24 protein-coding genes, 1 other RNA gene and 1 riboswitch are annotated in these 26,133 nt (G+C 52.4%); of the genes, 23 read left to right on the forward strand and 2 right to left on the reverse strand.

Annotation, left to right across the window (positions count from 1 at the left end):
* Positions 1-7: 7 nt before the first annotated feature.
* Positions 8-104, reverse strand: a riboswitch (TPP riboswitch).
* Positions 105-262: 158 nt separating this feature from the next.
* From L3K52_07600 to lpxC, 19 genes are all read left to right on the forward strand, one after another.
* Positions 263-550, forward strand: a complete 288-nt coding sequence (locus L3K52_07600; protein UOG93584.1) for a hypothetical protein — start codon at positions 263-265, stop codon at positions 548-550.
* An 83-nt stretch (positions 551-633) separates the two neighbouring features.
* Complete coding sequence (locus L3K52_07605) at positions 634-843, forward strand: hypothetical protein (protein UOG93585.1); 210 nt, start codon at positions 634-636, stop codon at positions 841-843.
* Between the two features lie 24 nt (positions 844-867).
* Positions 868-1,222: RNase P RNA component class A (gene rnpB, locus L3K52_07610), an RNA gene on the forward strand.
* Between the two features lie 326 nt (positions 1,223-1,548).
* Positions 1,549-1,953 (forward strand): division/cell wall cluster transcriptional repressor MraZ, encoded by a 405-nt coding sequence (mraZ, locus tag L3K52_07615; protein UOG93586.1) that lies wholly within the window; start codon positions 1,549-1,551, stop codon positions 1,951-1,953.
* 24 nt (positions 1,954-1,977) lie between these two features.
* Positions 1,978-2,904, forward strand: a complete 927-nt coding sequence (gene rsmH, locus L3K52_07620; GenBank protein ID UOG93587.1) for a 16S rRNA (cytosine(1402)-N(4))-methyltransferase RsmH — start codon at positions 1,978-1,980, stop codon at positions 2,902-2,904.
* Entirely contained in the window at positions 2,901-3,173 is a 273-nt protein-coding gene (ftsL, locus tag L3K52_07625) for a cell division protein FtsL (GenBank protein UOG93588.1), read from the forward strand. The genes rsmH and ftsL overlap by 4 nt, the downstream gene beginning before the upstream one ends.
* Positions 3,170-5,029: a penicillin-binding protein 2 gene (locus L3K52_07630; protein ID UOG93589.1), complete on the forward strand. Its 1,860-nt coding sequence runs from the start codon at positions 3,170-3,172 to the stop codon at positions 5,027-5,029. Before ftsL ends, L3K52_07630 begins: the two co-directional genes overlap by 4 nt.
* Positions 5,026-6,519, forward strand: a complete 1,494-nt coding sequence (locus tag L3K52_07635) for a UDP-N-acetylmuramoyl-L-alanyl-D-glutamate--2,6-diaminopimelate ligase (protein UOG93590.1) — start codon at positions 5,026-5,028, stop codon at positions 6,517-6,519. Before L3K52_07630 ends, L3K52_07635 begins: the two co-directional genes overlap by 4 nt.
* A complete protein-coding gene (locus L3K52_07640) occupies positions 6,516-7,880 on the forward strand; it encodes a UDP-N-acetylmuramoyl-tripeptide--D-alanyl-D-alanine ligase (GenBank protein ID UOG93591.1) in 1,365 nt (454 codons plus the stop codon). The genes L3K52_07635 and L3K52_07640 overlap by 4 nt, the downstream gene beginning before the upstream one ends.
* The gene (gene mraY, locus L3K52_07645; protein ID UOG93592.1) at positions 7,880-8,962 is read left to right on the forward strand and encodes a phospho-N-acetylmuramoyl-pentapeptide-transferase; all 1,083 of its coding nucleotides are present in this window, start codon (positions 7,880-7,882) and stop codon (positions 8,960-8,962) included. Before L3K52_07640 ends, mraY begins: the two co-directional genes overlap by 1 nt.
* 19 nt (positions 8,963-8,981) lie before the next feature.
* Positions 8,982-10,340 (forward strand): UDP-N-acetylmuramoyl-L-alanine--D-glutamate ligase, encoded by a 1,359-nt coding sequence (murD, locus tag L3K52_07650; protein UOG93593.1) that lies wholly within the window; start codon positions 8,982-8,984, stop codon positions 10,338-10,340.
* Entirely contained in the window at positions 10,337-11,566 is a 1,230-nt protein-coding gene (gene ftsW, locus L3K52_07655; protein ID UOG93594.1) for a putative lipid II flippase FtsW, read from the forward strand. The genes murD and ftsW overlap by 4 nt, the downstream gene beginning before the upstream one ends.
* Positions 11,556-12,680 carry an undecaprenyldiphospho-muramoylpentapeptide beta-N-acetylglucosaminyltransferase gene (gene murG / locus L3K52_07660; GenBank protein UOG93595.1) on the forward strand — a complete coding sequence of 375 codons (1,125 nt, stop codon included), beginning with the start codon at positions 11,556-11,558 and terminating at the stop codon, positions 12,678-12,680. The genes ftsW and murG overlap by 11 nt, the downstream gene beginning before the upstream one ends.
* Positions 12,677-14,113, forward strand: a complete 1,437-nt coding sequence (gene murC, locus L3K52_07665; protein UOG93596.1) for a UDP-N-acetylmuramate--L-alanine ligase — start codon at positions 12,677-12,679, stop codon at positions 14,111-14,113. Before murG ends, murC begins: the two co-directional genes overlap by 4 nt.
* Positions 14,110-15,030 carry a D-alanine--D-alanine ligase gene (locus L3K52_07670; GenBank protein UOG93597.1) on the forward strand — a complete coding sequence of 307 codons (921 nt, stop codon included), beginning with the start codon at positions 14,110-14,112 and terminating at the stop codon, positions 15,028-15,030. The genes murC and L3K52_07670 overlap by 4 nt, the downstream gene beginning before the upstream one ends.
* A complete protein-coding gene (locus tag L3K52_07675) occupies positions 15,030-15,854 on the forward strand; it encodes a cell division protein FtsQ/DivIB (protein UOG93598.1) in 825 nt (274 codons plus the stop codon). The genes L3K52_07670 and L3K52_07675 overlap by 1 nt, the downstream gene beginning before the upstream one ends.
* The gene (gene ftsA, locus L3K52_07680) at positions 15,835-17,079 is read left to right on the forward strand and encodes a cell division protein FtsA (protein ID UOG93599.1); all 1,245 of its coding nucleotides are present in this window, start codon (positions 15,835-15,837) and stop codon (positions 17,077-17,079) included. The genes L3K52_07675 and ftsA overlap by 20 nt, the downstream gene beginning before the upstream one ends.
* Before the next feature lie 17 nt (positions 17,080-17,096).
* On the forward strand, positions 17,097-18,317 hold the full coding sequence (gene ftsZ / locus L3K52_07685) for a cell division protein FtsZ (protein UOG93600.1): 1,221 nt from the start codon (positions 17,097-17,099) through the stop codon (positions 18,315-18,317).
* 226 nt (positions 18,318-18,543) lie between these two features.
* A complete protein-coding gene (gene lpxC / locus L3K52_07690) occupies positions 18,544-19,461 on the forward strand; it encodes a UDP-3-O-acyl-N-acetylglucosamine deacetylase (protein ID UOG93601.1) in 918 nt (305 codons plus the stop codon).
* Here lpxC and L3K52_07695 read toward each other — a convergent pair.
* Positions 19,458-19,889 carry a hypothetical protein gene (locus L3K52_07695; GenBank protein UOG93602.1) on the reverse strand — a complete coding sequence of 144 codons (432 nt, stop codon included), beginning with the start codon at positions 19,887-19,889 and terminating at the stop codon, positions 19,458-19,460. The two genes, lpxC and L3K52_07695, sit on opposite strands and share 4 nt — an antisense overlap.
* 90 nt (positions 19,890-19,979) lie before the next feature.
* Here L3K52_07695 and L3K52_07700 point away from each other — a divergent pair, with 90 nt between their 5' ends.
* The 4 genes from L3K52_07700 (at position 19,980) to L3K52_07715 (ending at position 25,929) form a co-directional block, all read left to right on the forward strand.
* Positions 19,980-20,936, forward strand: coding sequence for a M23 family metallopeptidase (locus tag L3K52_07700; protein ID UOG93603.1), 957 nt, complete (start codon positions 19,980-19,982; stop codon positions 20,934-20,936).
* Between the two features lie 117 nt (positions 20,937-21,053).
* Entirely contained in the window at positions 21,054-23,759 is a 2,706-nt protein-coding gene (gene secA / locus L3K52_07705; protein ID UOG93604.1) for a preprotein translocase subunit SecA, read from the forward strand.
* 21 nt (positions 23,760-23,780) lie between these two features.
* Positions 23,781-24,989 (forward strand): bifunctional glutamate N-acetyltransferase/amino-acid acetyltransferase ArgJ, encoded by a 1,209-nt coding sequence (gene argJ, locus L3K52_07710; GenBank protein ID UOG93605.1) that lies wholly within the window; start codon positions 23,781-23,783, stop codon positions 24,987-24,989.
* On the forward strand, positions 24,970-25,929 hold the full coding sequence (locus L3K52_07715) for a Nudix family hydrolase (protein UOG93606.1): 960 nt from the start codon (positions 24,970-24,972) through the stop codon (positions 25,927-25,929). Before argJ ends, L3K52_07715 begins: the two co-directional genes overlap by 20 nt.
* Here L3K52_07715 and L3K52_07720 read toward each other — a convergent pair.
* Entirely contained in the window at positions 25,918-26,121 is a 204-nt protein-coding gene (locus L3K52_07720) for a DUF465 domain-containing protein (protein ID UOG93607.1), read from the reverse strand. The genes L3K52_07715 and L3K52_07720 overlap by 12 nt on opposite strands.
* Positions 26,122-26,133: the final 12 nt, after the last annotated feature.

Consider the following 26,133-nt stretch of genomic DNA (forward strand, 5'->3'; position numbering starts at 1 on the left):
GGGGAATAGCACTCCAATGGAGCATTCCCTGCGCCGGTATCATCCGTATCAGGTTCCAAGGGTCTAATCTCAGCCCACACATGCGGGCACCCCTAGCTCGTTTCATTGCTGACTCTAACAGATTTCGCGGCTCATCTGGTATAACCCGACAAATTGTCGCAGCAATAGCGCACTTGATCGGTCCTTTGCGTTTTCTAAATTTGTATTTAAGCAAAGTCTTATATTATGCTGTTGCTTTAGGGTATTAAGCAGGAGCTTCTGCATGAACGATTTAGTTGTACGTCCCCACTGTGCCGTGCCGTCGGAAGTGCTCAAAGCGCTCTTGGTGGCGGGGATTGCCGGGGTGATTTTCCTCAGCATTGCACGTTTGATGGGGGTCAACGTGCCTGCTGTATTAATCATCGGTGTGATTGGCTTTTTTTTGGTGGGTGCTGTTCTGGCATCGCATTGGTTGTCCATCCTCCGCAGACCTAGCTTGGTTTTACTGGTTGGGACGATTTCCATCGTGGCAGCCGTGCAATTGCAGGATGCTATTTTGAGCCTTATCTAGTTGTCGCATCGATTTTGCGCAAAGCAATGTCAGGGAATTTGAGCTACATTTATATTTTTGTGTCAGGTGTCAAAGGAGTGCTCGTGACCAAGTGGCTCATTAACAGTGTGACTGATTTGCTGATTGCGTTTGGCTTGGCGACACTGTTGTTGTTTGTTGGTTCGGTAAATTACCCTGAGCTGTTCCCGCAGCGGTTTGTTCAGTATTGGGCGGGTGTCACGCCTAATACAGTGCCCGCTGTGTCGGCAGCGACCGTTCAGCAAGTTTCCGCCGTCACACAGGTGCAACATTAGCGCGTATCTGTTATGTTGCGCTCCAGAGCTGATCGGGCAATCGCGGTTTCTTACGCAAGTGAGAAATGGAGGAAAGTCCGGGCTCCATAGGGTAGAACGCCAGATAACGTCTGGGCAGCGTGAGCTGACGGAAAGTGCAACAGAAAGTAAACCGCCTGTGAGCTTGCTCATCGGTAAGGGTGAAAGGGTGCGGTAAGAGCGCACCGCGTCGCTGGTAACAGTCGATGGCACGGCAAACCCCGTTCGGAGCAAGACCAAATAGGAATGCACTGGTGTGACCCGCACTGCATTCGGGTAGGTTGCTAGAGGTATACGGTGACGTATATCCCAGATGAATGATTGTCCATGACAGAACCCGGCTTACAGATCAGCTCTATCTTTTTATTATTATTTATTCAGTCCGTTAATCCCCAATAATAACCCGCTCATTCTTCACCTGCTTTCTTAAGAATATTTTCTAAACGCTTGATAGTAAAACAGTTTGTTGGAATAATTCCGATGGATTTGTTTTGTTTTTGTTCTTCATTATTTTATTTAAAGCAATTTTGGTCTGATTTTATTGACACATACAGGCTGTCTGCCTATATTCCTTCTCAAGTGGAATAATGTGGAAAAAAGTGGGGTTTGCTCCCATTTTAAATGGAATCGAGTGGCATGTTTCGTGGTATTTCCAATATATCGATTGATCCTAAGGGCAGGCTGGCTATGCCCGCTAAGTATCGTGAAGACATTGTGGAGAATGCGGCGGGACAGATCGTTATCACGGTGGATCACACCGATAAGTGCTTACTTGTTTACCCAATGGATCAGTGGCTAAAGGTCGAGAAAACTCTCATGTCTTTGCCAAACATGAATCGCCGGGTACGCAATATGCAACGTTTGATTTTGGGTCATGCCGCTGAATTGGAGTTGGACGCGCAAGGACGGGTGTTATTGCCAGCACCGCTGCGTGAATACGCCAATCTTGATAAGCGTGCCGTGCTAGTCGGTCAAGCAAATAAACTGGAATTGTGGGACGCGGATACGTGGGAAGCCGCGCGTGAATCGTGGTTGTTGGAAGCCCAAGACGATGCCGAGGCTGCGGACGTTCTCGATCAAGTTTCCCTGTAATGCTGATAAAAGGTGGTTGATTCAGTGTTGAAACACGACACAGTGCTGTTGCAAGAAGCCGTGTACGGCTTGAATATCCAAGAGTCCGGCACTTATGTTGATGGCACGTATGGTCGTGGCGGTCATTCGGCATTGATTCTGGAAAGCTTGGGCGATAATGGGCGCCTGATTGTGATTGATAAAGATCCTGTGGCTATCGAACACGCCCGGCAGCGCTACGCAGCGGACGCGCGGGTATTTGTGTGGCACGGTTCGTTCCGGGATTTCCCGCAGGCACTGTTGGCAGCGGGAGTGACGGGTAAAATTCAAGGCATTTTGCTGGATCTGGGGGTTTCGTCGCCACAATTGGATGATGCGGAGCGTGGTTTCAGCTTTATGCGGGAAGGACAACTGGACATGCGCATGGACATTTCCAGCGGTGAAAGCGCCGCGCAGTGGTTGAATCACGCAGACGAGGCGCAAATTGCTGATATACTGTGGCGTTATGGTGAAGAGCGTTTTTCACGTCAAATTGCCAAAGAAATCGCACGTGTTCGGGTGAATACGCCCTTGGAAACCACGACGCAATTGGCTGATTTGATCGCCAGTGTGGTGCGCAAGCGTGAGCCGGGTAAAAACCCCGCTACCCGCAGTTTTCAAGCAATTCGGATTAAGGTTAATCAGGAGTTGGATGATGTTGACGCCTGTTTGCAGCAAGCTGTGGAATGGTTGGCATTAGCCGGACGCTTAGTCGTCATTAGTTTTCATTCTCTTGAAGACCGTATTGTTAAACATTTTTTGCGTGATGTTTCCAGCGTGCCTAATTTGCCCAAAGGTTTGCCGGTAATGCCGACGTTTATTCAGCCGCCCATGACCATTATCGGCAAGGCCGTGCGTGCATCCGCCGCAGAGGTGGAGGGTAATGTTCGCTCGCGTAGTGCAATTATGCGCATTGGGGAGCGTTCGGCATGAACCGTGGTGGCTTATTGAAATTGGCGCTGCTTTATTTTCTTGTGATTGGCTTGGCATTGATGATTGTGGTGAATCGTCATCATTCACGTCAATTATTTGCTGAGTTGCAAAAGTTGGAAAAAGAGCGCGATGAATTGAGTGCAGCTTGGAGTCGTTTGAAATTGGAACAGAGTACCTTGCTGAATCAGGTACACGTGGAAAACCGTTCTAAACAGGTATTAAAAATGCAGAAACCCAGTGCTGATAATATTAAGGTAATTCGCGAGTGAGGCGTAAAACACTCAAGTCCCCGGTATTTCAAGGGAGGCGCTTGTTTTTGATGCTGACGTTGCTGGTCGTCATTGGCGCTCTCATGTTGCGTGCTGCGTGGTTGGAGATTTATCAGCAAGAATGGTTGCAGCAACAAGCCGATAAACGTCAGATGCGTGTGGTGACTGTGCCCGCTTACCGGGGCATGATTACTGATCGTAACGGCGACCCAATGGCGATCAGTTCCCCGGTGTCTTCTTTGTGGTGTAACCCGCAGGAGTTGCTGCAAGCCCGCGAGGAATTACGGCGCGAATACGAGTTGTCTCGGCAGTTAGCCGATGCCACGGTTGGCGATAATGCGGCGGAAGAGCGCGAGGCTCAACAATTGGCGACCACCCGTTTTGCGCAGTTGGAATTAGGATTTCGGCAGATTGAAAAAGAGTTGGGTTTGGAAGAGGGCGGCTTGCCCGCTAAATTAAAAGACGCCAGTAGCAAGCAATTTTATTACCTTGGGCGTCAATTACCGCTGGAAGTGGCAGACAGTATTCTGGCCTTGGATTTACCCGGCGTGGCGGCAACGCGTGAATACCGTCGGTATTACCCTTTGGCTGAAACAGCGGGGCATGTGGTCGGCATGACCAATGTTGACGGTAACGGTATCGAAGGCATTGAGAAAGCACGTAATGATGTATTGGCAGGCAAAAACGGTCAAACGCGGGTCGTGCGTGATGCTAAAGGCAAGCTGGTCGAAAGCGTTATTAGCATGGAGGAGATGCAGCCCGGGCAGGATATTCAGCTCAGTATTGATCGCCGCATCCAATACCTTGCCTACAAAGAATTGAAAACACAAGTATCGCTGCTCAATGCAAAAGCGGGTTCGGTGGTGGTGTTGGATGCGCACACCGGCGAAATTCTGGCGATGGCGAATGTGCCTTCGTTTAACCCGAATAACCGTAAAGAGTTGGAACCTTATCTTTATCGCAACCGTGCCGTGACAGATAAATCCGAACCCGGTTCAACCTTGAAACCGTTGACCATTGCAGCGGCATTGGAAGCACGCGTATTGGGTGAAACTGTTCAAATTAATACGTCACCGGGTGAAATCAATTTTGGTAAATACAGCGTCAAAGATCCGAAAGATTACGGTGCTATTACCCTGCCAACCTTGTTAGCCAAATCCAGTAACGTCGGTGCCAGCCGCGTAGCCCTGCTCATGAATGCGCGTGACCAGTGGATGTTTCTTAGTCGTTTAGGTTTTGGACAAATGCCGAATGCAGGTTTCTCCGGTGAAACGGCAGGATTGCTGACCAATTATACCCAATGGGGCAAGGTTGACCGTGCTTCGCACGGTTATGGCTACGGTTTATCCTCCAGTTTATTGCAATTGACTCATGCTTACGCCCCGTTTGCTGCTAACGGGGTATTGATGCCAGCCTCTATCAACAAATTGAATAAATTGGCTCCGGGTCAGCAAGTGATGACCCCGGAAACCGCCCATGCGGTATTACGGATGATGGAAGCAGTGGTGCAAAAAGGCGGTACGGGTGAAAAAGCCATGGTCGATGGCTACCGTATCGCGGGTAAAACCGGGACGGCTTATAAATACATTGACGGTAAATACCAAAATGACCGTTATTTAACGAGTTTTATCGGCGTTGCACCAGCCAGTCGCCCGCGTTTGGTGGTGGCGGTGCAAATTGACGAACCAAAAATTGATGACAGTGGCGGTCGTGCGGCAGCGCCGGTTTTTTCGAAAGTCATGGCAGAAGCGCTGCGTTTATTGGATGTTCCGCCGGATAATTTACCAGACCCTAAGCAAGCTGTGCAGCAATCACCAACGCCAGCGCCAGCAATTCCGGCGGGAGGGGCAACATGAAAACAGTTTCTTTGCGTGAATTGTTGAGCGGTATTGCCGATGCTGTTCCCGATGTCCAGATCAGTGGTTTGACCTTGGATAACCGTTCTATTCAACCCGGCATGGCGTTTATCGCATTGCGTGGTACTCGCCAGCACGGTTTGAGTTATGCTACCGCCGCCGTGCAAGCCGGTGCAGCGGTCGTGCTTTACGAGCCAGAAGCTGGGTTACAACAGCCACCCTTGTCGGTCGAGTTAGTGCCGGTGCCTTCCTTACGGGAGCACTTAGGCACGCTCGCCGACCGTTTTAATGCCAGCCCCAGTGCCGAATTGTTCATGGTGGGCGTGACGGGCACTGACGGCAAAACCTCGGTGAGTCATTTCGTCGCCGAAGCGCTGAATGCCATTCACCCACAACAAGCCGCAGTGCTGGGAACCTTGGGTATTGGTGTACCCGGGGCGTTACAGCCTGCCACGCATACCACGCCGGACGCGCTGACCTTGCACGCTTTATTGCGGCGTTTGCGGCAGGATGAATTTACTACCGTGGCAATGGAAGTTTCCTCGCACGCGCTGGATCAGGGTCGGGTCAATGGGGTGCGCTTTAAGGTGGCAGCATTGACGAATCTTACCCGTGACCATTTGGATTACCACGGCACGGTTGAAGCGTATGCCGAGGCGAAGCGCAAGTTGTTTCACTGGCCTGATTTGCAAGCTGTGGTGCTGAATCTGGATGATGCCTTTGGGCAACGTTTAGCGGCGGAATTAACCGGCAGTGCGATTCGAGTGATCGGCTACGGTGTTGGCAATGCAGCGGATTATCCGGCTGGCACCTTGGTGGCAAGCAAGCCGGTGTTTGATCACAGTGGCATTCGGGCAACGGTAGGCGCTGGACAGGATGAAGCGCTGTTGCAAGCGCCGGTGTTGGGGCAATTTAATTTGCATAATTTGCTGGCGGCTTTGGGCATATTGTTGGCGAAAGGCGTAACACTGTCAGCGGCGTTGCAAGGGTTGCAACAGGTGCAGGTCGTGCCGGGGCGCATGGAACGTGTCACTTCGACTTCGCTCAGTGACCGGCTGGTGGTGGTGGATTACGCGCATACGCCCGGCGCATTGCAACAAGTATTGAAAGCGGTGCGCGTGCATACCCGTGGGCGCTTGCTGTGTGTGTTTGGCTGTGGCGGCGACCGTGATCGGGGAAAACGCCCGTTAATGGCAACAATTGCTGAATCAGATGCTGACGTGGTGATCGTAACCGACGATAATCCGCGCTCTGAAAACCCACAGCAAATATTTGAGGACATTATGCAAGGCTTTCACAATAAAACGGGTGTCACGTTTGAACACGACCGTACTAAAGCCATTCGTCTCGCCATTGGGCAAGCGCAACCCGGCGATACCGTGTTGATCGCAGGCAAGGGTCATGAAACTGTGCAAATTCTGGCGCATGGTACGGTGCCGTTTGATGACCGCATCCAGGCAGCGTTGGCGTTGCAGGAGTGTGGCGCATGACGTGGCTGACGTTGGGCGAGATTGCGCAAATGACAGGCGGCACGCTTCATGCCCCGGATGTTGAGCGTAGCCGAAACATTGCCATCGAGCGCGTGGAACGTGATTCCCGCCAAGCAAAGGACGGCGATTTGTTTCTTGCCTTGCGCGGTGAGCGTTTTGATGCCCACGATTTTGTGCTGCAAGTGGCGGGTAAAGCCAGCGCCGCCTTGGTATCGCGGGTTGTTGATGCGCCGATTCCACAAGTGGTGGTCGATGATGTGCGTTTAGCGTTGGGGCGTTTAGCGGCGGCTTGGCGGCAACGTTTCCAGCAACCGTTGATCGGTTTGACCGGCAGCAATGGCAAAACCACCTTAAAGGAAATGTTGACGGCGATTTTGTCCTTGCAAGGGCAGACGCTGGCAACCGCTGGCAATTTGAATAATGACATTGGAATGCCGCTTACCTTATTGGGTTTGCGTGACACGGATGCGTTTGCGGTGATTGAAATGGGTGCTAACCATTTCGGTGAAATTGATTACCTGACGCGAATTGCTTGCCCCGATGTGGCAGTGATTAATAATGCCGGTGCTGCGCATTTGGAAGGTTTCGGGGATATTGCCGGGGTATCACGCGCTAAAGGTGAAATTTTCAACGGCTTGAGTGATGCGGGGATTGCCATTATCAATGCCGACGATACCTATGCCGATTATTGGCAAAGCTTGAATCAACAGCGCAAGGTGCTGCGGTTTGGCATGAATAATGGGGCGGATGTGCAGGGCGGCAGTACGGCTGACGTGCCGTTTTATGTGCAAGCCCAAGGGCAAACGGTCGCGGTTGATCTCAAATTATTAGGACGGCATAACCAGATGAATGCGTTGGCAGCCACTGCTGCTGCATTAGCATTGGGTGTGCCATTGGAGACGATTCGGCGGGGCTTGGAGTCCTTGCAACCCGTCAAAGGGCGCTTAAGCCCTAAACCGGGTAAACAGGGCTGTCGGGTGATTGATGATACTTACAACGCTAATCCAACCTCGACGGCGGCAGCGGTTGAGGTATTGGCGGGTTTGGCGGGCAAAAAAATATTGGTGTTGGGTGATATGGGTGAATTAGGACAGACAGGCGAACAATTGCACGCAGCAATTGGTCAGCAGGCGGTGCAAGCCGGTATTGATGCGTTGTTTACCCTGGGGACGCTAAGCGCTCATGCCAGCGTTACTTTTGGTCAGGTAGCGCAAGCGCACAGTGAATTAGCAACCCTCCTGCCAGCGTTGGAAGACAGCTTACAACCCGGTGCTCAGGTGCTGGTGAAAGGTTCGCGGGCAATGCGGATGGAACGGGTGGTGGATGCATTGACAGTCGCGGCTGTCCGGGAGGTTGCGTAATGTTGGTGTGGTTGTTTGATTTCCTGAGCGATTTTTACAGTGGCTTTGGGGTGTTCCAATATTTGACCTTGCGCTCTATTTTGGGACTGTTGACGGCATTGTTTATCGCATTATGGACAGGCCCCGGCATGATTCGCGCCTTGACCCGTTTGAAGATTGGGCAATACATTCGTGAGGATGGCCCGCAACATCAAATGAAAGCCGGTACGCCCACGATGGGTGGGGTGATGATTATTTTGGCGATTTCAATCGCGACGTTGTTGTGGGCGGATTTGTCGAATCGCTATGTGTGGGTGGTGTTGTTTATCACCTTGGGATTTGGCTTGGTGGGTGGTTTAGACGATTACATTAAGCTTAAAAAACGCCGCAATATGGGGCTGACTGCCCGCCAGAAATATCTGGGTTTGAGTTTGGTCGGTTTTGCTGGTGCGTTTTACTTGTTTTTTACAGCAGCAAGTCCGATTGAAACCACGTTTTTCTTGCCGATCTTTAAAGATGCGCATTGGCAATTGGGGTGGTTGTTTATTCCGTGGGCTTATTTGGTCGTGGTGGGGTCGAGCAATGCCGTAAACCTGACCGATGGCTTGGATGGCTTGGCGATTATGCCGACGATTATGGTCGCGGGCGGTTTGGCCATTTTTGCGTATGTGAGCGGACATGCCACGATTTCACAGTATTTGGGTGTGCCAAGAATTCCAGGTGCGGGCGAGTTAGTGGTATTTTGTGCGGCAATATTCGGTGCTGGTTTGGGGTTTTTATGGTTTAATACCTACCCCGCGCAAGTGTTCATGGGTGACGTGGGCGCATTGGCACTGGGTGCTGCACTGGGTATCGTCGCGATAATCGTGCGTCAGGAAATCGTGCTGGCGATTATGGGCGGGATTTTTGTGTTAGAAACACTCTCGGTCATTATGCAAGTCGGCTACTTTAAAGCCACGGGAGGCAAGCGAATTTTCCGCATGGCGCCCTTGCACCACCATTATGAGAAAAAAGGCTGGCCCGAACCACGGGTTATTGTTCGTTTTTGGATTGTCACGGTGATTCTGGTGATGATCGGTTTGGCAACCTTGAAGATTCGTTAAGGCAATGAGTGACGCTGGTATGACAATGCAAATGCACAATTGGGATACGCTGGTGGTTGGCTTAGGTCAGACCGGGTTATCGGTTGCGCGGCATTTGCAGGCGCGTGGGGTGGCGTTTGCGGTGGTGGATAGCCGTACTAATCCGCCGGGTAAGGCTGAGTTGCTGGCAGAATTTCTGCAAACGCCTTACCACTTCGGGGCATTTGCTGAAGCTGCGGCTTGGTTTGCCAGTGCAGCTACCTTGGTGGTCAGCCCCGGCATTGCGATTGCGACCCCGGAAATCCATGCGGCAGGTGAACGCGGTGCGGCAATCATTGGCGACATTGAGTTATTTGTGCGTGAAGCGCCAGCGCCGGTGATTGCGATTACCGGCTCTAACGGCAAAAGCAGTGTCACCACGCTGGTGGATTTGATGGCGCAAAAAGCTGGGATGAAGTCTCACGCGGGTGGCAATCTGGGCTATGCCGCGCTGGATTTGCTCACACAGCCGACGCCAGAGCTGTATGTGATGGAGCTTTCCAGCTTTCAATTGGAAACCACGCAGTCGCTACGCGCCGTCTCAGCCGTGGTATTAAATGTCAGCGAAGACCACATGGACAGATATTCCAGCTTTGCTGATTATGCCGCCGCCAAGCAAGTTGCGTACCAACATTGTGGATGCGCGGTAGTAAACCGTGACGATGCGGTGGTAATGGCGATGCTGGCAGACTTGACGGACGCTGAGCGCAGTCGAAGCGTCAGTTTTGGCTTAGACATTCCGACGGACGGTCAATACGGTCTACGTGAACACGCGGGTAAGCGCTGGTTAGCCAAGGGTGAAACCCTGTTGCTGGCGGTGGATGACATGAAATTGCCGGGTGAGCATAACTACGCGAATGCGTTGGCGGCGCTGGCATTGGGCGAAGCCGCAGGTATTCCGCTGGAAGGCATGTTGGCGGCTTTGCGTGAATTCACCGGCTTGGCGCATCGCACCCAGTGGGTACGCGAACGCGCTGGGGTGAATTGGTATAACGATTCCAAAGGTACGAATGTTGGAGCGACGCTGGCGGCTTTGGCTGGTTTGCCCGGCAAAACGGTGTTGATTGCGGGCGGGCAGGGCAAAGGGGCAGATTTTTCGCCCTTACGTGCAGTGGCAATGGCAAAAGCACGAGCGTTAGTGTTGATCGGCGAAGACCGCAATAAAATTGCGGATGTGGTGGAAGGTTACGCGCCGTATGTGTTTGCCCACGATATGACGGATGCTGTGGCTATCGCGGCAGAACTGGCACAAGCGGGCGATAACGTGCTTCTGTCACCGGCTTGTGCGAGTTTTGATATGTTCAAAAGCTATGTGCATCGCGGTGACGTGTTTACTGCGGAAGTCAGGAGCCTGCCATGATTAAACTGCCTACCTTGACGTTGGATGCCCCGGATAACAATTTTTGGTCACGCTATGTGGATCGTGATTTGCTGATTGCATTGCTGGCCATCATTGGAATTGGCATTGTAATGTTGGCATCGGCGTCGTTATGGGTGGCAGAAAAGCAGTACAACGACCCGTATTTTTACCTGCAACGTCAGACATTCTATCTGGCGATTGGGGTGGTGTTGGCGCTGGGGATGTACCAGATTCGGGTGGATTTCTGGCAGCAATTGGGCGTGCGTTTATTGCCGCTGGTGCTGGTGTTGTTGGTGTTGGTGCTGATTCCCGGTATTGGCAAGGAAGTGAATGGCAGTCGACGTTGGTTGAATCTGGGCTTTATGGCGGTGCAGGTGTCGGAGCTGGCGAAACTGATTATGTTATTGTATCTTTCGGGTTACTTGATTCGCCATGGGAAAAGCTTGGCAACGTCGCCATCTTATCAGCCTTTATTGATTCCTTTGGTGGTGTTGGGGGTCACGGGTGGTTTGTTATTGTTGGAGCCGGATTTTGGATCGACGATTGTTATTTTCGTCACGGGCTTGTCGTTGCTGTTTTTGGGCGGTGTGCCGTTGCAACGGCTGGGTATCCTGATTGGTGGCGCGATTTTGGTAATGATTCCGGTGTCGATGATGGGTTATCGCGGCGATCGTTGGGATGCGTTGATGAATCCTTGGGCGCACGAAGCCGATAAGGGTTATCAGACGGTTCATGCGCTGATGGCGATTGGTGACGGCGGTTGGTTTGGCAATGGCTTGGGTGGCGGTATCCAGAAATTGTTTTACTTGCCGGAAGCACACAACGATTTTATTTTCTCGATATTGGCGGAAGAGTTCGGCTTTATCGGTATGTTGGTGGTGCTGAGTTTGTACGGCTGGCTGGTGCTACGTGCGTTTGTCATTGGCTTTCAGGCAGATAAGGCGGGTAAACATTTTGGTGCGTATGTGGCGTATGGGATTGGGTTCTGGATGGGGTTTCAGGTCATTCTGCACATTGGGGTGAACTTGGCGGTATTGCCCCCGAAAGGCTTGACCTTGCCGTTGATGAGTTATGGCGGGAGCAGTTTGTTGATTACGTTGATGGCAATGGCTTTGTTAATGCGGGTACACCGTGAAACCCAATTGGTGCAGTTTGGTTTGCCGGAAGTGCGTGCGCCCAAACCAACCAAAGCGCGAGCGATTCGGAGGACTACCCGTGGCGAATAAACAGCAGCGTCCGATTATGATTACCGCAGGCGGCACGGGTGGGCACGTTTACCCCGGTCTGGCGGTGGCGCGTGCCTTGATTGCACAGGGGATTCCCGTGGTGTGGATGGGGACGCGCAAAGGCTTGGAGGCGCGGGTGATTCCCGAAGCCGGTATTGAAATGGCGTGGTTGGATGTCAGTGCCTTGCGTGGCAAAGGCTTGCGGGCATTGTTATTAGCGCCAGTGAATTTGGTGCGGGCGTTGTGGCAAGCGCTGCAAATCGTGCGCAAACATCAGCCCGCTGCCGTATTGGGCATGGGTGGATTTGTGGCAGGCCCCGGTGGGTTAATGGCGGCATTGCTGGGCAAGCCGGTGGTGATTCATGAGCAAAATGCCGTCGCAGGTTTGACCAATAAGCTGTTATCCCGCGTCAGTCGGCGGGTGTTGGAAGGTTTTCCCGGCACATTTGCTGCCAGTCAAAAGGTGATGGCAACAGGCAATCCGGTGCGTTTGGATATTGCCAGTTTGCCCGCTCCGCTGGAGCGTTTGGTTGACCGTGACGATGAGCCGGTACACGTATTGGTGGTCGGCGGCAGTTTGGGGGCGCAAGCTTTGAATCAGAGGGTTCCGCAAGCGTTGGCGCAATTGGATACGGCAATTCGCCCGGTAGTGCGTCACCAAGCTGGGGTGAAAAACATTGACGATGCCCGCAGCCAATACGCCGCAGCCGGTGTTGATGCTGACGTGATGCCGTTTATTGAGGACATGGCGGAAGCGTATGCATGGGCGGATTTAGTGATTTGCCGTGCCGGTGCGCTCACCATTGCTGAGTTGGCAGCGGCAGGCGTGGCGGCAGTGTTAGTGCCTTATCCACACGCGGTGGATGACCACCAAACGGCAAACGGCAATTACTTAGCGGAAAACGGCGCGGCGTTATTAATTCAGCAGCGCGATTTAACCCCAGAAAAACTCGCGAGCGTATTAAAAGAGTTGTGTACGGATCGCGCTCGTTTGCGGCAAATGAGCATCGCGTCGCGCACGTTGGCGAAGCCTCATGCAACGGCACAGGTGGCGGCGATTTGTGCCGCTTACGCCGGTTATGATTTCGATAATTCAGCAGGAAAACAACAATGAAAATAGGCAAGGACGATCTGGCTCGCAAACGCATTAATCGGCTGCATTTCATCGGTATCGGTGGTGCGGGGATGGGCGGTATTGCTGAGGTGGTCGCCAATTTGGGCTATCAGGTATCCGGTTCGGACGTGGCAGAGGGCGCAATGACCCGCCGCTTGGAATCGCTGGGTATCACGGTTTATAAAGGTCACGCAGCGGAAAACGTGGAAGGTGCGGACGTGATCGTGGTGTCGACCGCGATTGATGCTACTAACCCTGAAATCGTGGCGGCGCGTGAAAAGCGCTTGCCGATTGTGCGCCGTGCGGAAATGTTGGCGGAGCTGATGCGTTTCCGGCAGGGCATTGCGGTGGCGGGTACGCACGGTAAAACCACGACGACCAGTTTGACCACGAGTTTGCTGGTGGAAGGCGGGATGGATCCGACTTACGTGATCGGTGGCAAGCTGAACAGTTCCGCCAGCAATTCCAAACTCGGCACGGGTGAATATCTGGTGGCAGAGGCGGATGAAAGCGATGCGTCATTCCTGCACTTGCAACCGATGATTGCGGTGGTCACGAATATCGACGAAGACCACATGTCAACCTATGGCAACGATTTCAATAAGTTGAAACAAACATTTGTGGAATTTTTGCATCACTTGCCATTCTACGGGTTGGCGGTGTTATGTGTGGATGACGAATTCGTGCGCGAGATCATGCCGGAGGTTGGGCGACCTATTGTCACGTATGGCATTGATCAGGAAGCGGACGTGCGGGCGACGAATCTGCGTTTTGTGGGGACGGAAAGCCATTTTACGGTGCATTGCATCAAGGGCAATCGCACCTTGGAGATCGTGCTGAATTTGCCGGGGCGTCACAACGTTTTGAATGCATTGGCGGCGATTGCGATTGCGGCGGAATTGGATGTGTCGGATCAAGCCATTATGGATGGCTTGCGCAAATTTGACGGGGTGGGGCGACGTTTCCAGCAATACGGTGACATTACCTTTGCGCCGGGTAAGCACGCAACCTTGGTCGATGATTACGGGCATCACCCGCGTGAAATGAAAGCGACGCTGGAAGCGGTGCGCAATGCCTGGCCGACGCGCCGTTTGGTGCAGGTATTTCAGCCGCACCGTTACACCCGTACCCGCGATTTGTTTGAAGATTTCGCGCAAGTGTTGTCGGAAACCGATGTACTGGTGTTGATGGATGTGTACCCCGCCAGTGAACAGCCGATTCCGGGCGCGGATGGGCGGGCGTTGGCGCGAGCGATTCGTATCCGTGGCAAGGTTGACCCGATTTTTGTGACTGATGTGGAAGACGTACCCGGGGTCTTGAAGCATGTGTTGCAGGATGGTGATGTGATTTTGACCCAAGGTGCGGGCAGCGTGGGTGCATTAGCCGCGAGCTTGCCCGAAAAGCTGATGCTGAAGCCGGAGGGTGGCGCATGAGTCAGAACCTAGCCGCTAAATTTGGCAAAGTCGCGGTGTTGTACGGCGGTTGGGCAGCCGAACGTCCGATTTCGCTGAAAAGTGGTGCGGCAGTGTTGGCAGGCTTGCAAGCCAGTGGTGTGGATGCGCACGGCATTGATGTTGACCGTAACATTATTAAGACACTTCAAGACGGATGCTTTGATCGGGTATTTAATATCCTGCACGGTGCTGGCGGTGAAGATGGCGTATTGCAAGGTGCGCTGGAAATTCTCGGTTTGCCCTACACCGGCTGTGGGGTAATGGCTGCCGCGATTAGCATGGATAAGCTCATGACCAAGCGGGTCTGGGCGGGCGCGGGCTTGCCAACACCGGCGTATCGGGTGCTGACGGCAGCTACCGATTTTGATGCCGTGGTTGCCGAGCTGGGTTTGCCGCTGATGGTGAAACCGGCTACGGAAGGTTCCAGCATTGGCATGAGCAAAGTGAAAGCGGCGGCGGATTTGGCGGGTGCTTACCAGAAAGCGGCACAATGCAGCGCAGTGGTGATTGCTGAGCAGTGGATCACGGGTGCGGAATATACCGCCGGAATCGTTGCAGGCGAGTCATTGCCCCTGATTCGCTTGGAAGTGCCGGGTGAATTTTACGATTACGAAGCCAAATACCTCTCGAACGACACGCATTATTTTTGCCCCTGTGGTTTAGACGCAGCGGAAGAGCAGGCCATGCAAGTGCTGGCGCAGCAAGCCTTCTCTGCGGTTGGCGGGCGTGGCTGGGGTCGGGTTGACCTGATGCGTGACCGCCAAGGCAAAGCGTGGTTGATCGAAGTGAATACGAATCCCGGCATGACAGATCACAGTTTGATACCAATGGGCGCTCGCGCGATTGGAATGGATTTTAACGCGCTGGTTGTGCGCATTTTGGAGACGACGCTGTAATGGCAACACCACGCCGTAAAAATGCTAAACCCCATCGTGCAGGCTTCAGTTTGGCTGAGGTTTCGCCGGTTTTATGGAGGCTGATTGCGGTGTTGGTGGTGGGTGTTATCTTATTGGCTGGCAGCTTAGGGGTGAGAGCAATGCTCAATAACCCCGAAAACCTATCCATTAGTCGGATTGATCTACAAGGCGACCGCAAGTTCATCAAAGATACAGAGTTACAAGCAGTTACGGATAAGTATCAGCAAACCAATTTATATTTGTTGGATGCGGATGCACTAGAAACTGAACTCAAAGCGTTGCCGTGGGTACGTGGGGTTAGTTTACGTAAAGCTTGGCCTGACCGCTTGATTGTGGGCATCGAAGAGCAGCATCCGGTCGCGTTTTGGGGGCGGGAACGCTTAATGAATAAGTACGGTGAATTATTTAGCGCCGACTTATCCTCTATACGTGGGCTGTTACCGACCTTATACAGCCCGGAAGATAAAGGGCGTGAAATCGCTGAACGCTACCTGCAAGTTAAGGAATGGCTAAAAGGTTTACCCCTGGAAATTTCGGAATTGACCGAAGATGTCAGCGGTTCGTGGCGTTTAAAAATTAAAGATGGCCCGGAAGTCATGATCGGCAGTGAAGATCAGGAACGCCGGATACAACGCTTTCGCGTTGGTTTTCAGCAGGAATTAGCCAAAAAACTAGGCAATATACGGCGAGTGGACTTGCGTTATACCAATGGTTTTGCAGTGGAATGGAAGAAATCCCCAGTCGGATCGCGGGAGTCAACGCGCCGATTCGCAGGAGTGAGTGATGTCAAAGAAAGAACATAACGTGATTGTAGCGCTGGATCTGGGCACTTCCAAAGTGGTGGCCTTGGTCGGTGAAGTCAATGACGCGGGACGTTTGGAGATTATCGGTCTTGGTTCTTACCCTTCACGGGGCATGAAAAAAGGCGTGGTGGTGAACATTGAATCCACCATTCAGTCGATTCAACGTGCAGTGGAAGAAGCTGAATTGATGGCGGGCATCCAAATTCGCTCGGTATACGTCGGGATCGCCGGTAGCCATGTGCGTAGCCTGAATTCTCACGGGATCGTGGCGATTAAGGATAAGGAAGTCACGCTCAGCGATGTCGATCGCGTGATGGATGCGGCACGGGCGGTGGCAGTGCCTGCTGATCAGCGTATTTTGCATGTATTGCCCCAAGAGTACATCATTGACCAGCAGGAAGGTATTCGTGAGCCGATTGGCATGTCGGGCGTGCGTCTGGAAGCGCGGGTGCATTTGGTGACGGCGGCGCACAGTGCGGCACAGAATCTGGTTAAGTGCGTGGAGCGTTGCGGTTTACACGTGGAAGACATTATTCTGGAACAGGTCGCTTCTAGCTATGCCGTGTTGGAAGAGGATGAGAAAGAACTGGGCGTTTGTCTGGTGGATATTGGCGGCGGAACTAGCGATATTGCGGTGTTTATGAACGGTTCGATTCACCACACGGCGGTGATTCCGATTGCAGGTGATCAAGTCACCAATGACATTGCGGTCGCAGTTAGAACGCCAACGCAACACGCCGAAGAGATTAAGATCAAGCACGGTCGGGCATTACGCCAACTTGTCGATGAAGACGAGTTGATTGAAGTACCGGGCGTTGGGGAGCGTGAACCGCGCAGTTTGTCGGTACAGACCTTAGCGTCGGTGATTGAACCGCGTTACGAAGAATTATTTTCACTGGTGCTTCAGGAGCTGCGGCGCAGCGGTTATGAGGAACGCATTGGCGCAGGCATTGTGTTGACGGGCGGCTCTTCCAAAATGCGGGGAGTGCGTGAGTTAGCCGAAGAAGTGTTCCACATGCCGGTACGTATCGGTATGCCGCGCAATATGGGCGGCCTGCGTGGTGAAGTTGAAAACCCTATCCATTCCACTGGGGTAGGCTTACTGCTGTACGGGATGGCACAGCAGGCATATGGCACCAAGCGCACTTACCCCACTCCCGGCGTTATGTCGACGCAAGATGGCTGGTGGGATCGCTTGAAAAGCTGGTTTAACGGTAATTTTTAACAGTCGGAGATACGGGCATGTTTGAATTAATGGACAGTGCAGCCAAAGGCGCTGCAATCAAAGTCATCGGTGTCGGTGGCGGCGGCGGCAATGCGGTCAAGCACATGTTGGCATCTGGCATTGAAGGCGTTGAATACATTTGTGCGAATACCGATTCCCAAGCCTTGGCTGGCATCGGCGTGAAGAGCGTGTTGCAACTGGGCACTTCGCTGACCAAAGGGTTGGGCGCGGGTGCTAACCCTGAAATCGGGCGTGAAGCCGCGATTGAAGACCGTGAGCGCATTAAGGAATTGGTGAGTGGTACCGATATGCTGTTTATTACTGCCGGGATGGGCGGTGGTACGGGTACGGGTGCAGCTCCCGTCATCGCTGAAATTGCGCGTGATATGGGGATTCTGACGGTAGCGGTCGTTACCCGCCCGTTCTTGATGGAAGGTTCACGCCGCAAGAAATCGGCGGATGCGGGGATTACGGAATTGCACAAGCATGTGGATTCTTTGATTACCATCCCTAACCAGAAATTGCTGACGTCGTTGGGCAAGAATGTGTCATTGCTGTCAGCGTTTGAAGCCGCCAATGATGTATTGCTGAAAGCGGTGCAGGGCATTGCTGAATTGATCACTAACCCCGGCCTGATCAACGTTGACTTTGCGGACGTGCGTGCGGTCATGATGAACGGTGGTGTCACCATGATGGGGTCGGGTGAGGCGCAAGGTGAAGACCGTGCTTCTAAGGCCGCACAAATGGCGATTTCCAGCCCGTTATTGGAAGACATTCGCTTGGATGGCTCGCATGGCATTCTGGTCAGCATTAGCGGTGGTTTGGATATGACCATGCACGAGTTCGAGGAAGTAGGTGCGGTGGTGAGTCAATTCGCAGCGGATGATGCGAATGTGATCATTGGCACCACCTTGAATCAAGATCTCGGCGACAGAATCCGTGTCACCATCGTGGCGACGGGTTTGGAAGAGGGCGGGGTGACGGCGGCAGCACGCCCAGCGTTGTCGGTTGTGGGTCAGCAGCAGCCTGCCAGAGGCATGGATCGTCACGCGCAACAGCAAGCAGTGGTCAATGAGCAACGCAACCGTGTGCGCGATCTGCCGCCGGTGGTATTGGCGCAAGATGTGCCTGGTGTCAGAGGTTCTTACGGGGCGGTGCGTGATACCCCCACGTATATCCGCAATGGCACTGAAAGCAGCTTGGATATTCCGGCTTTTCTGCGCAAGCAAGCGGATTAAGTGTGCAGTTCTGAATTTCGTTGATTAATCGACATGCCCGTCGAGGCGTTGAGGCTACTGCTTCAACGCCAACCGGGGTGCCAATGCCACGCTATTGATAGAAGTAATGATTCTATACAACGATTTGTAAAAGTTCATGGAAACTTGTTCAGGCTCTAATAACTCAAATCGACTAGACTTCACGTAATCTAAAAAATAACGCGCCAACAACGAAAGGGAGTTTACCTTGTTAAGGCAACGCACACTCAAAACAACCGTATCGACTGTCGGTATCGGTTTACACTCCGGCACGAAAGTCTCGATGACATTACGCCCTGCACCGTCTAACACCGGCATTGTGTTTCGCCGGGTTGATATGACTCCCCCCGCATTGATTGAGCTTCACCCCGAATTGGTGGGGGAAACGATGTTGTGCACGGCGCTCATTCATCACGATGCTAAAGTGGCAACGATTGAGCACTTGCTGTCAGCGTTAGCGGGTTTGGGGATAGATAACCTTTACGTGGATTTGGATGCTGCCGAAATTCCTATCATGGATGGCAGTGCCGCACCATTCCTGTATTTGCTGCTCTCCACGGGCATTGAGGAACTCAAAGCACCCAAGCATTTTATTCGCATTAAAAAGCCGATTGAAGCGAGTCGTGGCAACGGTTGGGCAAAATTACTGCCTTATGCCGGTTTTAAAGCCAGCTTTGAAATTGAATTTGATCACCCAGCAGTCAGCGCCACGGCACAATCCTTGGAAATCGACTTTTCGCGCCAAGCGTATGCCAGCGAAATTGCGCGGGCGCGAACCTTTGGTTTCATGCGCGATGTGGAAATGCTGCGTTCTCGCAATTTGGGGTTGGGTGGCAGTCTGGAAAACGCGATTGTGTTGGATGAATTCCGCGTGTTGAATCAAGACGGGTTACGTTATCGTGATGAGTTTATTCGCCATAAAATTCTGGATGCAATCGGCGATTTGTATACCTTAGGGCATGGCATTATCGGCGCTTATCAAGGGCATAAATCGGGTCATGCTATCAATAACTTACTGGCGCGAGAATTGCTTCAGCGCCAAGATGCGTGGGAAATGGTGACGCTGGCCGATAAACAAAAAGAACAAGCCATTTTCGCCGACAGTTACGCATTTGCCGGTATCTAATTGACCCCTTGCACCGGGCGGCTGGCAGTCTTTGCCAGTTGCACGACAGCTTCCCTAAGTTCTTTATCATCAATGCTTTGCGCGATACTTTGCATAATGTCAGCCGCGTTGCTGGACGCCCTGAAATCGCCCGTTTTTTGCTCAATGCTTGCAAGGTGTAAGCCGATCACCTTAATATCCATTCCGCGAATGTTAGTGTTTAAGCATTTGCTTAAATATTTGCACAACAAGTGCTGCTGAAAGCGGGCTTGCGTAGCAAAATGAGGGTCATCGGTCAGGAGTGTTATGCGTTGGTTTTTCAACAAAGGCCAAAAACGGTTTTCTGTCGGAACGGCGAAGAAACGCGCGATTTCTACCGTGAGTCGATCCAGTTGATGCAATCTTCCATCAAACCCCTTGCTAATCAACTTATCAATTCTTTTCATCATGTTTGGTGAATTCCTGAGCCCACAATATTCTATTATAAACGCTATGGTCGCATTTTTTGAGTCAGTGAGGAATCCAAGAGATTTACTATTATGCAGGTAATCTGTCTTAGTGATGACGGTACGCGCCGTTCATCGTTCATGCTCCACCCGTGGAAACATCTAATTATTCCCGCCGGGATCGTTGCTTTGTTATTGGTAGGGCTTTCGGTCAACCAAATGTTGGGGCTTTACCGGCTTGATGCAACGCCACCGAATGCGGAAGTGTCTGAAAATGATGCAGGTAAGCTGCTGACGGCATTAGAGCAACAAATCTCCACCGTCGAGCAAATCAAGAAGGCATACGCCAATTACACCGTGGATGTGGATACGCTTTCCGCCCGTTTGGGCACACTCGAAGCCGAAATTGCGCGTTTGAACGCTTTAGCTAAACGGGTGGCTGATAAAGCTAAACTTGATCCGCAAGAATTCTCGCTGGATGCCAAGCCTGCCCGTGGTGGTTTGGCGAGTGAAGAAGTGGTTGCCCCCAAATTATCCTCAAATGAATTTTTGGCATCGTTTGAGTTGGTCGAAAACAACCTTGACCGTCAAAAAGGCATGTTAGCTACCTTGGACCAGATTCTTGAAGGCATTAGTGTGCAATCCGAAATTTCACCGACAGGCAGGCCCGTGCGCAGTGGGTATATCTCCTCGGAATTCGGGTTTCGGCGTGACCCGTTCAATGGCCGTCAGAAAATGCACAAAGGCGTGGATTATGCGGGGCCGCTTGGAACCGAAATTTACGCGGTCGGCGGCGGTGTGGTGTCCTTCGCAGGCAATCGCAATGACGGCTACGGCAATGTGGTCGAAATTGATCACGGTGACGGTTTGATCAGTCGCTATGCGCACTTAAGCACCCCCAAAGTTGCCGAAGGCCAAGTGGTGAAAAAAGGCGACAATGTGGCTTGGATGGGTAGCACTGGGCGTTCCACGGGTTCGCACCTGCATCTGGAAGTTTTGAAGCACGGTGAGCAGGTTGACCCGCGTGAATACTTGGGACACGAAGAATAATTCACCGTACAGCCGGTTAAACCGTATATAATACGAAACAAACCGTCCGGTGTAATGCTGTGTTTGCATGGCGTTCACCGGACTTTCTGTTTGGAAAGGATACAAGAGAGTAAACGTATGCTGGGTTCTGTAGCCAAAAAGATTTTTGGCAGCCGCAATGACCGTCTGGTCAAGTCTTATTCCAAAGCCATCAAGAAAATCAATGCGCTGGAAGAACAGTACAAAGCGCTGTCTGATGCCCAATTAGCGGCAAAAACCATTGAGTTCCGCGAACGCCTGCAACAAGATGCAACGCTGGAAAGCTTGTTGCCGGAAGCGTTTGCCTTGGTGCGTGAAGCGGGGCATCGCGTCTTGGGAATGCGCCATTACGACGTGCAAATGATCGGTGGCATGGTGTTGAATGACGGCAAAATCGCCGAAATGAAAACCGGCGAAGGTAAAACTTTGGTGGCAACACTGGCGGCTTACTTGAATGCGTTGCCGGGTAATGGGATGCATGTCATCACCGTTAACGATTACTTGGCGCAACGTGACGCGGCGCAGATGGCGCAGTTGTACGGTTTCTTGGGGCTGACCACGGGTGTCATTATCAATGGTTTGAGTTCTGAGCAACGCCGTGAAGCGTATGCGGCAGACATTACTTACGGCACGAATAACGAATTCGGTTTCGATTACTTGCGTGACAATATGGCGTTCCGCAAGGAAGACCGGGTGCAGCGCGATTTGTATTACGCGATTGTGGATGAGGTTGACTCTATCCTGATTGATGAAGCGCGTACCCCGTTGATTATTTCCGGCCCCAGTCATGATGCTTCGCAGCTTTACTTGGCGATTGATCAGATTATTCCGACGTTGACCAAGCAATTGGAAGAGGAAGGTGCGGGCGATTATTCGGTCGACGAAAAAGCTCGCCAAGTGTATTTGACCGAAGCAGGGCAAGAACGTACCGAGCAATTGCTGTGGCAAGCCGGTGTTTTGCCGGAAGGTCAGGGGCTGTACGATACGATCAGCATCAGTGTGTTGCACCATGTGGGAGCGGCGTTGCGTGCGCACGCGTTGTTCCAGCGTAACGTGGATTACATTGTGCGTGACGGCAAAATCGTCATTGTCGATGAGTTCACCGGGCGTACCATGCCGGGCAGACGTTGGTCGGAAGGCTTGCATCAGGCGATTGAAGCCAAAGAAAAAGTCGAAATTCAGGCTGAAAATCAGACGCTGGCATCCATTACCTTCCAGAATTATTTCCGTTTGTATGAAAAGCTGTCGGGGATGACGGGAACCGCCGATACCGAGGCGTTTGAGTTACAGCAAATTTACGGTTTGGAAGTGGTGGTGATTCCCACGCATCGCCCGATGGTGCGCATTGATTCCAACGATTTGATTTACTTGACGGCTGAAGAAAAATACGACGCCATCATTAAGGAAATTGAAACCGAAGTGGCTAAAGGCCGCCCGGTATTGGTCGGTACAGCTTCGATCGAGACCTCGGAATTGGTTTCCAATAAGCTGAAAGAACTGCGTATTCCGCACGAAGTTTTGAACGCCAAGCAGCATGAGCGTGAAGCACACATTGTCGCGAATGCGGGTCGCCCCGGTGCGGTCACGATTGCGACCAATATGGCCGGTCGTGGTACCGACATCGTGCTCGGCGGCAGCATGGACGAAGAAGTTAAGCAATTGGGTGAAAATCCTGACCCCGAAGCATTGCGCAAACTCCGTGAATTGTGGCAAAAACGCCATGATACGGTAGTCGCATCGGGCGGTTTGCACATCCTCGGTACCGAACGTCACGAATCCCGCCGCATTGATAACCAGTTGCGCGGGCGTTCCGGTCGGCAAGGCGACCCTGGCTCTTCCCGCTTCTTCCTGTCATTGGAAGATAACCTTATGCGTATTTTCGCCTCTGAGCGGGTGAAAAGCATGATGCAACGCTTGGGCATGGAGAAAGGTCAGGCGATTGAAGCCGGTTTGGTGTCTAAATCCATTGAAAATGCGCAGCGTAAAGTGGAAGCGCACAACTACGACATCCGCAAACATTTGCTGGAATACGATGACGTTGCTAACGATCAACGCAAGGTGATTTATTCCCAGCGCAACGATTTGCTGGAAGTGGATGACATTAAAGATACCATCGCCGCGCTGCGCGAAGATGTGGTCGCTGCGATGATGGCGGCGCACATTCCACCCGGCAGCATTGATGAGCAATGGGATGTGGAGGGGCTTTACAAGCAACTTTACACCGATTTCGGCGTGGATTTGCCACTCAAGGAATGGCTCGCGACTGAGAAAAACTTGCACGAAGACGGTTTGCGTGACCGGATTCAAGAACAAGTTGCGGCAGTGCTTCAGCAAAAAGAAGCCATGATCGGCGAACCCAATATGCGCCGGTTGGAACGTGATGTGATGTTGCACGTGTTGGACGGTGAGTGGAAAGAACATTTAGCGGCCATGGATTATTTACGTCAAAGCGTGGGTTTGCGTGGCTACGCACAAAAAGATCCCAAGCAGGAATACAAGCGCGAAGCCTTTGAAATGTTTGAACAATTGCTGGATCGTGTCAAGCACGATGTGGTGGCGTTCCTGATGCGCATTCAATTGCAAGAACCGCAGCAAGCCCTCGCAGCGTTGGAAGAGCATGAACCACAGCCGATGGCATTTTCGCACCCTGATGCGGGCAATGCCTTGGAAGACGACGAGGTGGTGGATGCGGTAGTAGGCGGTAAGCCCGCTTACGAACGCGATGGCGTGAAAGTGGGGCGTAATGATCCTTGCCCGTGCGGTTCTGGCAAAAAGTATAAGAATTGCCACGGTCAATTAGTTTAAGTTTATTCGGGAGGCGTTCAGATGGCAGTTAATTTACAGGCACCTGATACCTTATTGCCGGTTGCTGGGGTGCGCTTGGCATCGGTTAATGCAGGCATTCGTTACAAAAACCGTAACGATGTGCTGCTGATTGAGTTGGAGCCGGGTAGCCATACGGCGGCGGTCTTCACACGCAATGCGTTTTGTGCCGCCCCGGTGCACGTGTGCCGTTACAATTTGCTGCATTCTAATCCGCGTTACTTGCTGATCAATGCCGGGAATGCGAATGCCGGAACGGGTGCGCAGGGAATGGACGCGGCGCGTGCGACGTGCGAGCAAGTGGCGCAACAGGGCGCGTGTTGGGCGGAGCAGGTGTTGCCGTTTTCGACCGGCGTGATTGGTCAGCAATTGCCGGTGGATAAAATCACTGCTGCCTTGCCGGAAGCCTTTGCTAAGCTGGATGCGGCGGGCTGGATGGAAGCCTCGCGCACCATTATGACGACGGATACGGTGGCGAAAGCCATCAGCCGTCAGGTGCAAATCTTCGGCGAAACCATCACCATTACCGGGATTGCCAAAGGCGCGGGCATGATTCACCCCAATATGGCGACCATGTTGGCGTATGTGGCCACCGATGCATTGGTTGAAAAGAACATTTTGCAGGACTTGCTGAATGAAGTGGTGGAAGAAACCTTCAACTGCATCACGGTTGATGGTGATACCTCCACCAATGATTCCCTGATTGTGATGGCAACCGGCAGTTCGGGAGTGTACGTGGGGGGCGATGGCTTGCCCGCGTTCCGTCAAGCATTGCTGGAAATTTGTCTGTATTTGGCGCAAGCGATTGTGCGTGATGGCGAAGGTGCTACCAAATTCATCAGCATTGACGTGCAAGGGGCGGCAACCCGTGCCGAAGCGCGGGTGGTGGGTAACACGGTCGCGTTGTCACCACTGGTTAAAACGGCTTTGTTTGCCAGTGACCCGAACTGGGGGCGTATTCTCGCGGCTGTCGGGCGTAGCCAAGTTGACGCTTTGGATGTGAGCCGCATCAGCATTTGGTTGGGGGAAACCTTGCTGATCGAAAACGGCGAACCGGCTCCCACTTACTACGAGGAATTGGGCGCAGCAGAAACCAAGCGTGATGAAATTCCTATTCGCATTCATTTAGGGCGTGGTGAAGCGGCGGCAACCACGTGGACGTGTGATTTTTCCTACGATTACGTCAAGATCAATGCCGAATACCGCAGTTAAGTATTTGCACGTCGTCGCAGCGGTTATCCGTGACGCGGCGGGCAAGATTTTATTAGCGCAACGCCCTGCCCACAAACATCAGGGCGGCAAGTGGGAGTTTCCCGGCGGTAAAGTCGAATCCGGTGAAATTCCGTTACACGCCTTAAGCCGTGAGCTTGAGGAAGAACTCGGTATTCAGCTTCAATACGCACAGCCGCTCATTAAGATTCGCCATGTGTATCCTGAACTGGCGGTGTTGTTGGATGTGTGGGAAGTGACAGCCTTTAGCGGCACTGCTCACGGGCGCGAAGGTCAACCCGTGGCGTGGTTTGATGCAGAACAATTGCCTGCATTGGAATGTCCGCCTGCGAATGCGCCGATTGTTACTGCGGCACGTTTGCCCGCACAGTGTTTGATCACCCCCGAACCACACGATTCCACCGAATTTTTGCAGCAGTTGCAGCAATGTTTGCAGGCTGGGGTGCGTTTGGTGGTATTGCGGGCAAAGACATTGGCGGCTTCAGAATACGTGGCTTTGGCGCATGAGGTTATCCGGTTGGGTCATGCGTTTGGTGCCAAGATTGTGTTGAATTCCCCGCCTGTTATGTTGGCGGAGGCAGATGGTTTGCATTTGACCAGTCGGCAATTGCTGGCAGTAAAAGCCGGTTTGCGTGACACATTATCGCCGGGACAATGGTTGTCGGCGTCTTGTCACAGTGCGGCAGAGTTGCAGCAGGCGGCGGCGTTAGGGGCGGATTTTGCGTTTCTCTCGCCAGTATTGCCGACACTTTCACATCCCGGGGATGCGCATTTGGGCTGGGAAGCGTTTGCTACGCTGTTAGAGCCGGTGAATCTGCCGGTGTACGCACTCGGTGGCATGACCCCCGATTACGCAATAATTGCCCGGCAGCATGGCGGACAAGGCATCGCTGCTATCCGCAGTTTGTGGTCAGGCGTTTAAATCGGGAATCAACTGACTGTTGAGCCGCGCAATCATGTCTTTCAGCAGCAATTTGCGCTTTTTCAAGCGCGAAACTTTGAGTTGATCGGTGTTCGGTTCTTGCAGTGATGCTGCAATCATCTCATCCAATTCGCGGTGTTCTTGGGTGAGTTCTGCTAATTTGCGATGCAGTTCTTCCGTGTTTTGCAACATAATGACTCACCT

The sequence above is a fragment of the Candidatus Thiothrix sulfatifontis genome (genome assembly GCA_022828425.1).
In the GTDB taxonomy this organism is placed as follows: domain Bacteria; phylum Pseudomonadota; class Gammaproteobacteria; order Thiotrichales; family Thiotrichaceae; genus Thiothrix; species Thiothrix sulfatifontis.

What these genes read in the sequence shown, in the direction of transcription:
- L3K52_07700 (UOG93603.1), top strand. Translation starts at nt 19,980, where the DNA reads ATGCAGGTAATCTGTCTTAGTGATGACGGTACGCGCCGTTCATCGTTC.
- murC (UOG93596.1), top strand. Translation starts at nt 12,677, where the DNA reads ATGAAAATAGGCAAGGACGATCTGGCTCGCAAACGCATTAATCGGCTG.
- L3K52_07675 (UOG93598.1), top strand. Translation starts at nt 15,030, where the DNA reads ATGGCAACACCACGCCGTAAAAATGCTAAACCCCATCGTGCAGGCTTC.
- L3K52_07640 (UOG93591.1), top strand. Translation starts at nt 6,516, where the DNA reads ATGACGTGGCTGACGTTGGGCGAGATTGCGCAAATGACAGGCGGCACG.
- L3K52_07720 (UOG93607.1), bottom strand. Translation starts at nt 26,121, where the DNA reads ATGTTGCAAAACACGGAAGAACTGCATCGCAAATTAGCAGAACTCACC.
- L3K52_07635 (UOG93590.1), top strand. Translation starts at nt 5,026, where the DNA reads ATGAAAACAGTTTCTTTGCGTGAATTGTTGAGCGGTATTGCCGATGCT.
- secA (UOG93604.1), top strand. Translation starts at nt 21,054, where the DNA reads ATGCTGGGTTCTGTAGCCAAAAAGATTTTTGGCAGCCGCAATGACCGT.
- L3K52_07670 (UOG93597.1), top strand. Translation starts at nt 14,110, where the DNA reads ATGAGTCAGAACCTAGCCGCTAAATTTGGCAAAGTCGCGGTGTTGTAC.
- ftsW (UOG93594.1), top strand. Translation starts at nt 10,337, where the DNA reads ATGATTAAACTGCCTACCTTGACGTTGGATGCCCCGGATAACAATTTT.
- L3K52_07695 (UOG93602.1), bottom strand. Translation starts at nt 19,889, where the DNA reads ATGATGAAAAGAATTGATAAGTTGATTAGCAAGGGGTTTGATGGAAGA.
- ftsZ (UOG93600.1), top strand. Translation starts at nt 17,097, where the DNA reads ATGTTTGAATTAATGGACAGTGCAGCCAAAGGCGCTGCAATCAAAGTC.
- L3K52_07600 (UOG93584.1), top strand. Translation starts at nt 263, where the DNA reads ATGAACGATTTAGTTGTACGTCCCCACTGTGCCGTGCCGTCGGAAGTG.
- ftsA (UOG93599.1), top strand. Translation starts at nt 15,835, where the DNA reads ATGTCAAAGAAAGAACATAACGTGATTGTAGCGCTGGATCTGGGCACT.
- argJ (UOG93605.1), top strand. Translation starts at nt 23,781, where the DNA reads ATGGCAGTTAATTTACAGGCACCTGATACCTTATTGCCGGTTGCTGGG.
- L3K52_07715 (UOG93606.1), top strand. Translation starts at nt 24,970, where the DNA reads ATGCCGAATACCGCAGTTAAGTATTTGCACGTCGTCGCAGCGGTTATC.
- mraZ (UOG93586.1), top strand. Translation starts at nt 1,549, where the DNA reads ATGCCCGCTAAGTATCGTGAAGACATTGTGGAGAATGCGGCGGGACAG.
- mraY (UOG93592.1), top strand. Translation starts at nt 7,880, where the DNA reads ATGTTGGTGTGGTTGTTTGATTTCCTGAGCGATTTTTACAGTGGCTTT.
- ftsL (UOG93588.1), top strand. Translation starts at nt 2,901, where the DNA reads ATGAACCGTGGTGGCTTATTGAAATTGGCGCTGCTTTATTTTCTTGTG.
- murD (UOG93593.1), top strand. Translation starts at nt 8,982, where the DNA reads ATGACAATGCAAATGCACAATTGGGATACGCTGGTGGTTGGCTTAGGT.